The sequence below is a fragment of the Actinomadura parmotrematis genome (assembly GCF_019458805.1).
Classification (GTDB): Bacteria; Actinomycetota; Actinomycetes; order Streptosporangiales; family Streptosporangiaceae; genus Spirillospora; species Spirillospora parmotrematis.
The window spans coordinates 36135-49609 of the sequence record NZ_JAIBOA010000004.1 but is presented as its reverse complement, the minus strand read 5'-3'; the positions used below and the strand labels follow the sequence as shown (position 1 = coordinate 49609).

Annotated in this window: 11 protein-coding genes; 1 reads left to right on the top strand and 10 read right to left on the bottom strand. The window is 75.3% G+C overall.

The window, feature by feature from the left end; genetic code table 11:
* Positions 1 to 99: 99 nt before the first annotated feature.
* A complete protein-coding gene (locus tag K1Y72_RS07510) occupies positions 100 to 1326 on the top strand; it encodes a L,D-transpeptidase (RefSeq protein WP_220164613.1) in 1227 nt (408 codons plus the stop codon).
* A 3-nt stretch (positions 1327 to 1329) separates the two neighbouring features.
* Here the strand turns inward: K1Y72_RS07510 and K1Y72_RS07505 are convergent, their stop codons facing one another.
* From K1Y72_RS07505 to K1Y72_RS07460, 10 genes are all read right to left on the bottom strand, one after another.
* Positions 1330 to 3789, bottom strand: a complete 2460-nt coding sequence (locus tag K1Y72_RS07505; RefSeq protein WP_220164611.1) for a GTPase — start codon at positions 3787 to 3789, stop codon at positions 1330 to 1332.
* Positions 3789 to 4964, bottom strand: coding sequence for a hypothetical protein (locus K1Y72_RS07500; protein WP_220164609.1), 1176 nt, complete (start codon positions 4962 to 4964; stop codon positions 3789 to 3791). The genes K1Y72_RS07505 and K1Y72_RS07500 overlap by 1 nt, the downstream gene beginning before the upstream one ends.
* Positions 4957 to 5994: a hypothetical protein gene (locus K1Y72_RS07495; protein WP_220164607.1), complete on the bottom strand. Its 1038-nt coding sequence runs from the start codon at positions 5992 to 5994 to the stop codon at positions 4957 to 4959. Before K1Y72_RS07495 ends, K1Y72_RS07500 begins: the two co-directional genes overlap by 8 nt.
* 109 nt (positions 5995 to 6103) lie before the next feature.
* Complete coding sequence (locus tag K1Y72_RS07490) at positions 6104 to 7453, bottom strand: hypothetical protein (RefSeq protein ID WP_220164606.1); 1350 nt, start codon at positions 7451 to 7453, stop codon at positions 6104 to 6106.
* A 49-nt stretch (positions 7454 to 7502) separates the two neighbouring features.
* On the bottom strand, positions 7503 to 7751 hold the full coding sequence (locus K1Y72_RS07485) for a hypothetical protein (RefSeq protein WP_220164605.1): 249 nt from the start codon (positions 7749 to 7751) through the stop codon (positions 7503 to 7505).
* A 146-nt stretch (positions 7752 to 7897) separates the two neighbouring features.
* Positions 7898 to 8179, bottom strand: coding sequence for a hypothetical protein (locus K1Y72_RS07480; protein ID WP_220164604.1), 282 nt, complete (start codon positions 8177 to 8179; stop codon positions 7898 to 7900).
* Between the two features lie 297 nt (positions 8180 to 8476).
* Complete coding sequence (locus K1Y72_RS07475; RefSeq protein ID WP_220164603.1) at positions 8477 to 9334, bottom strand: PhzF family phenazine biosynthesis protein; 858 nt, start codon at positions 9332 to 9334, stop codon at positions 8477 to 8479.
* Between the two features lie 8 nt (positions 9335 to 9342).
* Positions 9343 to 10131 carry an NAD-dependent epimerase/dehydratase family protein gene (locus tag K1Y72_RS07470; protein ID WP_220164602.1) on the bottom strand — a complete coding sequence of 263 codons (789 nt, stop codon included), beginning with the start codon at positions 10129 to 10131 and terminating at the stop codon, positions 9343 to 9345.
* Positions 10074 to 12626, bottom strand: coding sequence for an ATP-binding protein (locus K1Y72_RS07465; protein ID WP_220164601.1), 2553 nt, complete (start codon positions 12624 to 12626; stop codon positions 10074 to 10076). The genes K1Y72_RS07470 and K1Y72_RS07465 overlap by 58 nt, the downstream gene beginning before the upstream one ends.
* Complete coding sequence (locus tag K1Y72_RS07460) at positions 12623 to 13474, bottom strand: potassium-transporting ATPase subunit C (protein ID WP_220164600.1); 852 nt, start codon at positions 13472 to 13474, stop codon at positions 12623 to 12625. The genes K1Y72_RS07465 and K1Y72_RS07460 overlap by 4 nt, the downstream gene beginning before the upstream one ends.
* Between the last annotated feature and the right edge of the window lies 1 nt (position 13475).

Below are 13475 nucleotides of genomic sequence, written 5' to 3'. Positions count from 1 at the left end.
GCGCCCCGCAGGCCGTAGGTTGCTCGGTGCATCACCGTACGTGTCGATCCAGGCGCGCACGGTGATCTTCCGTTTCCCCGGCGCGACCAAGAGGACCCGATGCGAACGACCCGTGGACCCTGGCAGCCCGCGGCGGCGGTGGCCGCCGCCGCCCTGGCGCTCACCGCGTGCGGCGGCGCGCACGGAGCCGCCGCCGGACCCGAGGGCGAGGCGGTCGCCGCGGCGGCCGAGCCGCCCCCCGAGCCGCTCCGCCTGACGCCCAAGTCCGCGCCCATCCAGGTCGTCCCGGGCGACGGCGCGACCGGCGCGCCCGCCGACGACGGCGTCGTCGTCACCTCGGCGTCGGGCGCGCTCCGCCGGGTCGTGGTGACGGGCGGCGGCCGGACCGTGCCGGGCGCCCTGTCGGCCGACCGGCGCACCTGGCGGTCCACCGGGCCGCTGGCGCCCGACACCTCCTACACCGTCGCCTCCACCGGCACCGACGCCGCGTCCACCAGCCGGTTCCGGACGGGCCGGCCGGCCGGGACGTTCCGCGTCGCCGACGTCACGCCGCGGCGCGGCGAGACCGTCGGCGTCGGCATGCCGATGATCGTCACCTTCGACCGCAACATCCGCGACCGCGCCGCCGTCGAGCGGGCCCTGCGGGTCACCATGAGCCGGCCGGTGCCCGCCGCCTGGAACTGGACGGGCGCCCGGCAGGTCGTCCTGCGGCCGAAGCGGTACTGGCCCGCCGGGGAGCGCGTCACGCTCACCGCGAAGCTGCGCGGCGTGCGGTCGGCGCCCAAGGTGACCGGCGCCGCCGACGTGTCCGCCGGCTTCCGCGTCGGCGCCTCGCACGTCAGCGTCGTCAACACCCGCACCCACCGCATGAAGGTGCGGGTGAACGGCCGCGTCGTCCGCAACGCCCCGATCAGCGCCGGCAAGGGCGGCACCCGCGCCTATACCACCACCAGCGGCGTGCACCTGGCGATGGCGAAGGCCGACCCGGTCGTCATGACGTCGTCGTGGATGGGCGTCACCGACAAGAAGGACCCGCGCTACTACAAGCTGAAGGTGCGGCACGCCGTCCGCATCTCCAACAGCGGCGAGTTCGTGCACGCCGCGCCCTGGTCGGTCGCCTCGCAGGGCAGGGCCAACGTCAGCCACGGCTGCGTCAACGCCGCGCCCGCCTTCGCCAAGTGGTACTACGGGCAGACGATGCGCGGCGACGTCGTCACGGTGACCGGCACGAACCGGCCGCTGGAGTGGAACAACGGCTGGGGCTACTGGCAGCTCTCCTGGTCCCGCTGGCTCGCCGGCAGCGCCCTGCACGCCCCGGTCGGCTGACGCTCACCCCGGCTGCGGCTCCGGCTCCGGCCCCGGCCACCGCCGTGCGATCTCCGCGGTACCGTCCCGGACGCCCGCCGCCCGGCGGGCGATCTCGGCGAGCAGGTCCGCTCCGCGCCGGGCCCGCTCGTCCGGCGGCCGCTCGGCCAGCGCGGAGGTGAACAGGCCGGTGAGCTCGCTGTACGCGACGGCCCCGTTGACGAAGCCGTTGAAGAAGTGGTCGCCGCCCGCGAACAGCGCCTCGACGGCGATCTCCGACTCCCGTTCCAGTGCTTCCTCCAGCCGGTCGAGCGTCGCGGCCACGACCGCGCGCAGCGTGGAGATCAACGTCTCGGTGTCCGTCTCGGCGGTCTCGACGGCGGGCCGGAGCCGCCCCGCCGCGCCGCGCGACCGCCCGCCGTGGGGCTCACCTACGCCGTCGTCCGCCCCGGCGGGCTCCGAGGCGGACGACTCGGCGGGCCTCGTCCGCCATGCGGGCGCGTCGATGTCGTCGTCGACGTCATCAGCGTCGGCCCCGGCGCTCGGGGCGGCCTTTCGACCCCCGGCGCCGTCCTGCTCGTACCCGCCCAGATGCAGGCTCACCACCGGTTCGACGACCCGCAGGAACAGGTTGCGGCGCCCGTAGCGGTCGCCCAGTTCGGCCAGGCCGGCGACGACCCCGGCGAGATTCGGCCGCCCGCCCGCGCGCAGGGCGGCCGCGAGCGGCGCGAGCCCGCGCTCGTCCGGCAGCGCCTCGTCCGGCAGCCGTTCCCACAGCGTGTCCTCGATGCCCTGCTGAAGGCCCTTGATCGCCGCCTCCATCGACGCGTCGATGCGCTTCTGGTACTCGTCGGCGACGAAGAAGCGGGCGTGGGTGAGCACGTCGCCGGCCGGGTAGCCGGGGTGGGCCAGGCTGAGGTTCTCGATATGGCGCCGCTGGTCGCCTTCGAAGTCGTCCGCCAGCCACGCGCGGATGCGCTCGGCGGCGGCCTTGGACGCCGCGTCGATCTCCTCGCTCCCCCTGCGATCGAGCACCATCTGCAAGTAGCGGTCGCGGACCTCGGCGATCCCCCGCCGCAGCTCGCCGATGAGCACGGCGGCCTCCCCGTAGATGCGGGACTGCTGCTCGCCGTCCCCGGCGCCGGGGAGCGCTTCCAGGAGCCGGACGGCGGCCTCCGCCGCCTGCCGGGCCAACCGGTCGGCGCCGTCCCGCTCGCGGACCGCCCGCACCGCCTGCCGGTCCATGTCGGCGAGATCGGCCGCCAGGTGCGCCAGGAGCGGATCCAGGACCGACCGGTGGACCTGGTCGCGGTCGATCAGATCGGTGCGCACGATGCGGACGCCGTAGCCGTCGAGGACCTCCCTGCTCAGCCGCATCGCCTCGGTGTACTCGGCGTCGTTGAGGACCGGTCTGTCCCGCCGATCGTTGAACACCATCATCATGAAGTCGCCGAGCCGCACCCCGGCCGCGACGTCCTCGATCAGCCGGCGGTTCTGGGTGTCGGTGCCGGCGTCGTGGCTCTGCTGGTACTCCGGCGTCTTCACGTGCAGCATCACGTCGACCTCGTTGGCCTGGCCGCGCAGGAACTGCGAGCCGACGTCCACGCCCTGCTCCTGCGTTCCGGGGAAGTCGACGAGCACCACGTCGGGCACGGGGAAAGCCGGGAAGGGGCAATGGATCCACACCTCGCGGAGGCCCGGATAGCGGTGCGGCTCGCCCTTGCCCGGGTACGAGACGTAGGCCGCGACCTCGGCCAGGCCGATCTCGCGCGACGGTGTCCCCGGCCGCGCCCCCTCCCGAAGGTCCTTCTCGTAGTGGGGCAGGGAGCGGTGGACGCCGCGAAGGCGCTTCAGCAGCTCCCACTCGTCGGGAGACCTGGAGTCCGCCCCGCCGGTCTTGCCGGGCGGGTAGCGGTAGCCCCGGTACCCCTCCAGCGTTTGCGGCACGTCCAGGCCCAGGTACTCGTGGTGAGGCGCGAGGAAGACCTCGCGGAACTCCTCGAAGCCGCGCTGGAGCAGCAGCGCGCGCTCATCGTCGCTGTTGATGATGCGGTTGCGGACGGCGGTGGTGGACGTGAGGCCCTTGGCGACCGGGATGACCTCGGGATCGCGGTCCTCCAGCCCCGCGATGGTGCGCAGCAGTGTGCTCTTGCCCGCCTTGGTGACCCCCATGACGCCGATGTGCAGGGAGTCGCGCGCGAGGCGTGCGGCCAGCGCGCCGAGCGGATCGGCCATCCGGCGCAGTCGCTCGTGCAGCGCGCCGGCGGTGCCGTCGCCCGTGCCGAGGAACGCGGTGAGGGCGTCCCGGACGGTCTCGCCGAGAGCGGTACCGCCGGCGAGACCGCTCTCGGCGGCGGTGATGAGGGCGCCGAAGTCCTGCACCAGGCCGTCCCACCCCTCGGTGAGGGCCTGCATCTCCCCGCGGACCGCGGCGCGCGCCTCCATGGCGGTCCTGATCCTGGCGCGGATCTCGTCGTCGTCCATCACTCCCCCGATCGGGTCCAGCCGGGCCAGAAAACGATCTTCACGTGCAGGGTGCGGCCGGGGTCGGCGCGCTCGATCGTGATGCCGGCGGTCTGGCCGCCGAGCGCCACGCAGAGCGCCGGCCCCGGCGCGGCGGGCCGCGGCGCGAGGGCGCCCGCCGCGGTGGCGAGGGCGGCGGCGCACGCCTGCCGCGTCGCCGGCGTCCCCTCCGGCAGCGCGGTTCCGACGGTGTCCTCGCCCGAGGCGACCTTGGCGCCGTCGTAGTCCAGGAACGAGCCCTTCCTCCCGGTCCCGACGACGACCTGCGCGCCTTTGGCCAGGGCGAGTGCCAGGGCGGTCGAGGACGGCGGCGCAGGAGACGGCGGTGGGCTCGCCGAGGCGGGCGGTGGCGGCGCGGGCCGGCGGGTGCCGCCTCTGCCGGACAGGGCCAGAGCGCCGCCCAACACCAGCACCAGCACCAGCAGTGCGACGGTGGCCGCCGCCACGGGGAACGGCGGCCGTCCGGTCGGCTGCGCGGCGACCAGCCGGGGCGCGTCGGGATCGCGGACGCCGAGGCGGACCGACCCGGCCGTGCGGTGGGCCGCGCGGGCCGTCGACCAGCCGAGCACGACCGCGCCGTCCTCCCGCGCCGCACGGGCGCGGTCCCAGAGCTCGGCCCAGTCCTCCGGCGGGACGGCGACCGGCGGGGCGGGCGGAGCCGCGCCGGCGGCGGGCGCGGGCCGCTCCGGCCAGGGGGCGGGCACCGGGGATCCGGGATCGGTCCGCTGCGCCTCGAACGGCGTCGCCGCCCACACTGGGGCCATCGCCCGCTCGTAGACCTCCCCGGCCCACGCGCGCCAGGACTCCCGCAGATCCGCGAACGCGGGGCCGCCGGTACGGCCGTCGCGCACCCAGCCGACGAAGCAGTACAGCTCGCGACCGCCGGCTTCGTGCATCGAGCCGCTGATCTCCCGCGTCCGGCAGGCGACGCCGACCAGGCGCGCGCGGCCGCCCTGGGCCAGCACGAAGCGCGGCCCGTCCGCGAGGCCCGCTCCCGAGGCGACCGCGTCCAGGACGGTGCCCTCCAGCCAGCGGCCGTCGGCTCCCTCCGACCGCACCCGCCACCAGCTGTCCGCGCGCAGCGTCCGCCCGTAGACGACCGGCCGCCAGAGCCGGCCCGGCCCCGGCTCAGCCATCCTCCTGCTCCCCGGATGCGACGGGGCGGCCGTCCTGGAACATCGCGACGGCCTTGAGGGCGGGCAGGAGCGCCCGCCGCTCGGCGCGGTGGCGGTCCGCCCACGCGCGGTCGCCGGCTCGTTCCCGGCCGATCCGCGCGAGTTCCTGTTGCAGGTCGCCGTGCCTGCGGTCGCGCGGCCAGCGGGAGCGGGGCGACAGCTCGGCCAGCTCGCGCCCGATCTGTTCCTGGCGGAGGGCGCTCGCGGCCAGCCGCTCCTCCAGCCGGATGGCGCGGGTCCGGTAGTGCTCGGCGAGCGCGAACAGCAGCGGCAGGTGGACGCCGCTCGGCGCGGCCGAGCCCCGCTGGGCCGGGCCCTGCCCCGTGCCGTTGAGAGGCCCGGCGCTCACGCGGCAGACGGCCGTGCGCGTCCCCGCGCCGAAGGCGACGGGCAGGAGCGTGCGCAGCTCCTCGACCACGTCCCCGACGGCGCGCTCCTCCCAGTCCACCAGGTCGGCCTTGGTGACCAGCAGGGCGAGGGCGGGCAGCGGCAGGGCGGCCTCGTGGCGGCGGGTGCACGTCATGGTGATCAAGCGGGAGATCTGGTGCGCCCGCGTCTCGCCGAGCAGTTCCGCGCCCGGCCGGCGCCCGGCGGGGCGCCGGAAGTGCTCGCCGCTCAACATGACGAAGACGCAGTCGGCGCGGGCCAGCTCCTCGTACAGCTCGGCGGTGTCGGAGGCGCCTCCCGGCCCGCCCTTCGTGTCGAGCGCTCCGCCCCGGAAGTCGGTCCAGCGGACGTCGGTCAGCGGGACCAGCCCCCGGGAGAAGGTGAACACGCGCCGCACCGGGGCGGCGTCGGTGACGTCGACCTGCCCGCCGTCGACGATCGCCTGCCACCGGCCGAACATGTCGACGCCGTCCTCGTGGTGGGCGTGGAGCGAGAACCGCCCGCCGACGGCCGTCATGCCCGCGAGCAGCGCGAGCTGGTAGGTGGTCTTCCCCGACCTCGGCGCCCCGAGCACCGCGATGGTGGCCTCGTCCTTTTCGCGCACACCGCTCCCCGTCTTCTGCCAGGGCGGGGGCACTGGTCACAGTGTGCGCTCGTGCGGCGACACTCTCAACCGGAACCGCGGAACCGCGCTGGCTGGAAGCGGTCAGCCGTCAGTGCGCGGTGTGGGTGCCGGGGTGGGGGGTGAGGAGGCCGCGGACGAGGGCGGTGGCGCGGCGGGCCAGCCAGCGGAGGAGCTGGCAGCCCAGCAGGACCAGGCCCGCCAGGGGCAGGACCAGCAGGACGAGCTGGAGTCCGGACGCGACCAGCTCCAGCGGGCCGGCGTCCGCGGCGGCCCTGGCGACCAGGCTCTCCATCATCCCGAGGTCCGACCGCACGAGGTCGGGCACGTGCGTCAGCATCACCGCGAGCTGCCCGATGAGCAGCGGCACGATGACCAGGACCCAGCAGGCGACGACGAGCTTCGGCCGCCGCTTCAGGACGCGCAGCCGCGCGTCGGGGCGGCGCAGCACGGCGCGGCGCAGGATCGGGCCGATGTACTTGAACAGGTCGGGGATGCCGACGAGGTCGGAGATGATGTAGTAGCCGTCGAACCGCAGCGTCGGCATGAGCTGCTGCATGATCTCGATGTTGACGTAGACGATGGCGACGAGCAGCGGCTGGTAGCCGGTCGCGACGTAGGCGGCGGTGAGCGCGAGCACGAAGACGGCGTTGAAGTAGACGCCGCCGAGGTCGGTGCGGAGGCGCCCGGCGCGGTCCAGCCGGTAGGACTCGGTGATGTCGGTGTAGAACGCCGGCCACACCAGGTAGATGCCGCAGCCCATCACGCCGGGCCGCACCCCGCCGCGGCGGCAGGCGGTGCAGTGCCCGATCTCGTGGAAGACGCACGAGGCCATCGACAGCGCGAGGACCAGCAGGATGCTGAACGGCGCCATGACGACGCGCGTCAGCGCCTGCTCCAGCGACTGGGTGGCGACGAGCCACCCCTCGCAGGCCAGGAAGGCGGCGAGGACGGCGGCGATCGCGGCGGGGTGGAACAGCCAGGAGAACAGGCCGCCGAGCCGCCAGGTCGCCGACGCGGGCAGGACGGCCGTCCGGAACCGCAGCCCGAGGAAGGGGTTGGCCTTGACGACGGGCGCCGCCGTCCCGTCGCTGTAGGACGTCACGCCGAGGGGGGCGAGCTTGGCGTCGACCAGGTACAGCACCTGGTCGGCGGTGAGGCGGGCGCCCGCCTCGCGGCTGACGCGGGCGGCGACCTCCGCCAGCACGGCCGCCGGGTCGCGCGCGGCGCCGGGCGCCGACCGCTCGGGCAGGGCGCGGGCCACCATGTAGAGGAGGGGCGGGAGGCGGACGAGCTGCGCGTTGGGCAGCCGCACCAGGTGCGGCGCCTCCCGGTACCCCGAGTTCTGGTACTCCCCGATCAGCTCGGCGCCCTCCACCAGGGCGGGGAGGGTCAGCGGCGGCCGGGGCGGCGCGCCGGTCGCGGTTTCCTGCACGCTCATGGGCGCTCTCCGGGGGTGTGGCCGGCCGCGTCGCGGCGGGCCGGACGGTTCAGCGGACGACGACGACGCCGGGGACGCAGGTGGTGCTGCTGCTGGCCCCCTGGGCCAGGATCCCGGTTCCCAGGATTCCCGGAGTGCCCTCTTGGCGGGTGTACTGGCAGGCGTAGAAGACCTGCGCGTTCTTTCGCGGACCGGTCATGACCGGCACCAGCGACATCAGCGCCCGCTCCGGAAGGAGCTCGCCTTCCAGGCGCCCGAGCTCCTCGTCACTGAAAGATCTCTTCTTGCGGCTGTCCATCACTGCTCCCGGGAAATCACTCGTCGTCGCCGGCGGCCCGCGCGTCCGGCGGGCCGAACGGGAGGGGCCGCCTCGGGCGACCCCTCCCGCTCAGCACCGGATCCCGCGGGCGCACGCGCCGCACCGCGGGACCGGCGTCAGTCCGGTCAGTGACCGGAGGCCACGCTGCCCGGCTGGCACACGAACGACGAGGTGTCGTTCTGCGCGTGCAGGCCGACGAGCTGCAGCAGACCCGCGTCGGGGCGGCTGATGTTGCTCTGGCAGGCGTTGGTGACGATGGTCGAGCCCTGGTCGAGGCCCAGGCCGCCGGCGCCGTTGTTGTTGTTGTAGGAGTCGCCGCCGCCCGCCATCAGGGTGGACAGCACGGCGCGCTCGGGCAGGACCTCACCGGTGAGGGCGGCCAGGTCGGCGTTGGAGAAAGCCTTCATGGCACTTCCTTTCATCCTCGGACCCCGTCGCGATCGACAGGGAGTGACTTGTCGCATCCGAATGAATACAGGGAGTCATGACGCCCGTCAATTCCTGCGGCGACACGAAAGTCTTTCGCGTGCGCGCACCGTGATCGGCGAAAAATGGAGCCGCCGGTGATTATGGCGCTTTCTCCACCGGCGCCATTTCACCTGCCGGGCGATAATCCCCCCGCAGCGGGACGTGCTGCGAGAAGTGGCGGCGTGCCGCGTTTCAGCCGACATTTCCCTGCGGTTCAGGGGCCGCCGCGATTTATTTCAGATGGCGAGAAGCGGCACGGCGGCGCCGGTGACGCGCACGCGCGGGTCGCCGTCGCGCAGCTCGACGGTGAGGACGCCGGGGCGGCCGAGGTCGTCGCCCTGGTGCAGGGTGAGGACGCCCGGCCCGGCGAGGCCGAGCTCGCGCAGGTAGGCGCCGAGCGCGAGCGCCGCCGAGCCGGTCGCCGGGTCCTCGACGACGCCGCCCACGGGGAACGGGTCGCGCGCGTGGTAGACGTCCGCCGACTCGCGCCAGACGAGCTGGAGGGTGACCAGGTCGCGGGCGGCGCAGTAGGCGAGCAGCCGGTCGAAGTCGTAGTCCAGGTCGGCGAGGCGCTCGCGGGTGGCGGCGGCGAGCACCAGGTGGCGCGAGCCCGCGTAGGCGACGCGCGGCGGGATCGCGGGGTCCAGGTCGGACGCCGCCCAGCCGAGCGCGGCGAGCGCCTCGTCCACGCCGTCGGCGTCCTCGGTGTGCGGCTCGACGCTGGTGAGGGTGGCGGCGAGCGCGCCGTCCGGGCCCCCGGCCACCTCGACGGGCACCGTCCCCGGCCGCGCCGCGAAGGTGAACGCCCCCGGGCCGAGGCGCTCGCCGAGCGCGACGGCGGCCGCGACGGTGGCGTGGCCGCAGAACGGCACCTCGACCTTGGGGCTGTAGTAGCGGATGGTGAAGGCGCGGCCCTCCTCCCCCAGGCCGGCGGGCGGGGCGGTGAGGAAGGCGGTCTCGGAGTAGCCGACGCCGGCGGCGATGGCGAGCATCGCGCCCTCGTCGAGGCCGGCGGCGTCCAGCACGACGCCGGCGCGGTTGCCGCCCGCCGGGTCGCCGGTGAAGGCCGCGTAGTGCAGGATCTCGGTCGTCATGATCTTCTCTAGCGCAGGTGCGGGAGGGTGAATTCCGGGGAGGCGAGCGTGTCGCCCTGGGGGCGCGGGGCCGCGAAGTAGGCGTCGGCGCCCGGGAAGTGGCCGGCGTAGGTCTCGGCGTCGTCCTGCGGGCGGTACCCGAGCTCCTCGCTGACCTTCCAGAACGACCGGGCGTTGGCCGACACGGCGTAGGAGACGAGGAAGCCCGGCGACGGGACGGTGAGCGCGGCGATGACGAACCCGGCGCAGTCGCGGGGGCTGAGCCAGGTCGCGAGGGAGCGGGGCTCGCTCGGCTCGGGCTCGAAGGTGCCGATGCGCAGGCACACCACGTCCAGGCCGAACTTGTCGGCGTACAGGCTGCCGAGGGCCTCGACGGCGACCTTGCTGGCGCCGTACAGGCCGTCGGGGCGCGGGAGCGCGGTGGCGTCCAGCGTCTGCGACATCGGGTGGAAGCCGGTGAGGCGGTTGCTGCTGGCGATCACCACGCGCGGCACGCCGGTGCGGCGGGCGGCCTCCAGGACGTGGTGGGTGCCGAGGACGTTGCCCGCGACCAGGTCCTCCAGCGGCGCCTCGTCGGGGACGCCCGCCAGGTGGACGACCGCGTCCGCGCCGCCGATCAGCCCGGCGACGGTGGCGGTGTCGGCGAGGTCGGCGACGTGGGTCTCGTCGCCGGGGCCGGGCGGCAGGTCGGCGCGGTCGACCGAGACCAGCCGGCCGGCGGCGGCGTGCAGGGGCTCCCTCAGGCGCGATCCGATGCGCCCGGCGGCTCCGGTGAGGACGACGGTTCCGAGTGGCATGCCCGCATTATCCCGTCCGGGGGCGGGGCGGCGGGCAGGTCGACGATCATGGTGAGGCCGCCGCCCGGCGTCTCCTCCATCCCGAGGGAGCCGCCCATCGCCTCGGCGAGGCCGCGCGACAGGGCGAGGCCGAGGCCGGCGCCGCCGTTGTCGCGGTCGTCCAGGCGCTGGAACGGCTCGAACACCCGGTCGCGGTCGGCGGGCGGGACGCCCGGCCCGCGGTCCACGACGCGCAGCTCCACCCGCCCGGCGTGGGCGCTCGCGGTGACGAGCGCCGGGACGCCGGGCGGGGCGTGCCGGACGGCGTTGCCGATGAGGTTGGACAGCACCCGCTCCAGCAGCGCGGGGTCGGCGAGCAGCTCGGGCAGCCCGTCCGGCACGGCGATCCGCACGTCGGGGCCGCCGAGGTCGGCGAGGGCGGCCGGGACGACGTCGCCGGCGGCGAGCGGGCGCACCGCCACGCCGAGCGCGCCCGCCTGGAGGCGGCTCATGTCCAGCAGGTTCGCGACGAGCCGGTCCAGGCGCTCCAGGGACTCGGCGGCGGTCGCGGTGAGCTCGGCGCGGTCGTGGTCGCTCCACACCACCTCGCGGCTGCGCAGGCTCTCGACGGCGGCCTTGGCCGACGCGAGCGGGGTGCGCAGGTCGTGCGAGACGGCGTTCAGCAGCGCGGTGCGCATCCGGTCGGCGGCGGCGAGGGGCGCCGCGCGGTCCGCCTCGGCGGCGAGGCGGCTCTGGCGGAGCGCGACGGCGGCCTGCGCGGCGAACGCCTCCACCACGCGCTGGGCGGCGGCCGGGACGGGGCGGCCGCGCAGGACGAGGACCAGGGCGTCGTCCACCGGCACCTCCGACTCGCAGGTGCCGGGGCCCGCCTCGCCGGCGGACGCGACGACCTCGCCGTCCTCCAGCAGCGCGACCGACACGAGCCCGAACGTCTCGCGCAGCCGGTCCAGGATCGCGGCGAGGACCCGCTCGTCGCCGCGCAGGATGTCGCCCGCGAGCGTCGACAGCGTCTCGGCCTCGGCGCGGGCCCGCGCCGCCTCCCGGCCGCGCCGGGCGACGACGTCCACGATGGTGCTGACGGTCACGCCGACGACGACGTAGATCCCCAGTTGCAGCAGCGCCTCGGGGCTCTGCACGGTGAACCGGCCGATGGGCGGCGTGAAGTAGTAGTTCAGCAGCAGCGACCCGCCGACGGCGGCGAACAGCGCCGGGTACAGGCCGCCGAACAGCGCGACGCCGACGACGGCGGCCTGGAACAGCAGGATGTCGCTGGTCAGCGACAGCGCGCCGTCCGCCAGGTGCAGCAGCCACGTCAGCAGCGGCAGCAGCACCGCGGCCAGCCCGAACCCGGCGTCGCGGCGCCGCGCCGGGACGCCCCACGCGGTGCGCAGCGCCTTCCACCGGCGGCCCTGCCCGGCCTCGGAATGGGTGACCAGGTGCACGTCGATCGCGCCGGAGCGGGCCGTGGTGGTCACGCCGACGCCGCGCGAGAAGAGCTGCGCGAGCCGGCCGCGCCGCGACGCGCCGAGGACGAGCTGCGTGGCGTTGGCGCCGCGCGCGAAGTCCAGCAGCGCGTCCGGCACGTTCGCGCCGACGACCTGGTGGTAGCTGCCGCCGAGGCTCTCCACCAGCACCCGCTGGCGGGTGAGCTCGGCGGGCGCGGCGTCGGTCAGGCCGTCGCTGCGGGTGACGTGCACCGCCAGCAGGTCGGCGCCCTTGTTGCGGCCCGCGATGCGGGCGGCGCGGCGGATCAGCGTGTCGCCCTCGGGGCCGCCGGTCAGCGCGACGACGACGCGCTCGCGCGCCTCCCAGGTGCCGCGGATGCCGTGCTCGGCCCGGTACCGGCCGAGCTGGTCGTCGACCTTCCCGGCGAGCCAGAGCAGCGCGAGCTCGCGGAGCGCGGTCAGGTTCCCGACCCGGAAGTAGTTGCCGAGCGCCGCGTCGATCCGCTCGGGGGCGTACACGTTGCCGTGCGCCATCCGGCGGCGCAGCGCCTCGGGCGCCATGTCGACCAGCTCGACCTGGTCGGCGCCGCGCACCACCGCGTCCGGGACGGTCTCGCGCTGCGGCACGCCGGTGATCTGCTCGACGACGTCGTTGACCGACTCCAGGTGCTGGACGTTGACGGTGGTGACGACGTCGATCCCGGCGGCCAGGATCTCCCGCACGTCCTGCCAGCGCTTCTCGTTCCGGCCGCCGGGGACGTTGGTGTGCGCGAGCTCGTCCACCAGGACGACGTCCGGGCGCCGCCGGAGCACCGCGTCGACGTCCAGCTCGGCGAAGCGCGCGCCCCGGTACTCGGCGTCCCGGCGCGGCAGGACCTCCAGGCCCTCCAGCAGCGCGGCGGTGCGGGGCCGCCCGTGGGTCTCCACGAGCCCGACGACGACGTCGGTGCCGCGCTCGGCGCGGCGGTGCGCCTCGCCGAGCATGGCGTAGGTCTTGCCGACCCCGGGGGCGGCCCCGAGGTAGATCCGCAGCCGCCCCCGGGCCGTCATCGCGCGTCCAGCGCGAGGTTCAGCTCCAGCACGTTGACGGCGGGCTCGCCCATGAACCCGGCGGCGCGGCCGGTGGTGTGCGCGTCCACGAGCCTCTGCACCTGAGCGGTGGTCAGGCCGCGTTCGGCGGCGACCCGTTTCACCTGGATCTCGGCGTACGCCTGGGAGATGTGCGGGTCGAGGCCGCTGCCGCTGGCGGTGACGGCGTCGGCGGGCACCGCCGGGTGCGCGGGCGCGCCGCCGCGCACCGGGATGATCAGGCCGGCGGCGTAGTCCTCGCCGTCGCGGCCGAGCTCGACGCGCACGCCCTCGTAGGTCGCGGTGAACGGCGCGCCGGTGCGCTCGTTGACGCTGACGACGCGGGTCGGGTGCGCGACCTTCCCCGCGGCGTCGCGCGGCCCGAACACCGCGAGGACGGCGCCGACGCCGCCGGGCGTGCAGTACGGGCGCGCGCCGTCCACGCCCTCCAGCTCGCCGACGGCCTTGCTGCGCTGGCAGACCTGGGTGAGCAGGCTCGGCGCGTCCTCGGCGTCGACGACGCTCTCGGGGCCGAGGTTGCCGGCGGCGGTGGACGTCGGGTCGTAGCCGTCGCCGGCGTTCGACGGGCGGCTCTGGAAGTACTTCTTGACCGGGTTCCCGTCCTTGTCGGTGAACGACTGGCCGATCAGCGAGCTGCCGGCGGTCCGGCCGCCGGCCGACACGAGCGAGCCGTTCGCCTTGCCGTGCAGGCCCGGGAGCTGGGCGACGGCGAGGACGGCGAGCGGGTAGGCGACGCCGAGCACGGCGGTGAGGACGAGCAGGGCGCGGAGCGCCGCGAGGTGGCGGCGGATCCAGGTGGGCAGGTGCATG

Excerpts from the sequence above, each read along its gene's own strand:
- K1Y72_RS07510 (WP_220164613.1), top strand. The coding sequence starts at position 100 with ATGCGAACGACCCGTGGACCCTGGCAGCCCGCGGCGGCGGTGGCCGCC.
- K1Y72_RS07465 (WP_220164601.1), bottom strand. The coding sequence starts at position 12,626 with ATGACGGCCCGGGGGCGGCTGCGGATCTACCTCGGGGCCGCCCCCGGG.
- K1Y72_RS07480 (WP_220164604.1), bottom strand. The coding sequence starts at position 8,179 with ATGAAGGCTTTCTCCAACGCCGACCTGGCCGCCCTCACCGGTGAGGTC.
- K1Y72_RS07485 (WP_220164605.1), bottom strand. The coding sequence starts at position 7,751 with ATGGACAGCCGCAAGAAGAGATCTTTCAGTGACGAGGAGCTCGGGCGC.
- K1Y72_RS07490 (WP_220164606.1), bottom strand. The coding sequence starts at position 7,453 with ATGAGCGTGCAGGAAACCGCGACCGGCGCGCCGCCCCGGCCGCCGCTG.
- K1Y72_RS07475 (WP_220164603.1), bottom strand. The coding sequence starts at position 9,334 with ATGACGACCGAGATCCTGCACTACGCGGCCTTCACCGGCGACCCGGCG.
- K1Y72_RS07500 (WP_220164609.1), bottom strand. The coding sequence starts at position 4,964 with ATGGCTGAGCCGGGGCCGGGCCGGCTCTGGCGGCCGGTCGTCTACGGG.
- K1Y72_RS07470 (WP_220164602.1), bottom strand. The coding sequence starts at position 10,131 with ATGCCACTCGGAACCGTCGTCCTCACCGGAGCCGCCGGGCGCATCGGA.
- K1Y72_RS07505 (WP_220164611.1), bottom strand. The coding sequence starts at position 3,789 with ATGGACGACGACGAGATCCGCGCCAGGATCAGGACCGCCATGGAGGCG.
- K1Y72_RS07460 (WP_220164600.1), bottom strand. The coding sequence starts at position 13,474 with ATGCACCTGCCCACCTGGATCCGCCGCCACCTCGCGGCGCTCCGCGCC.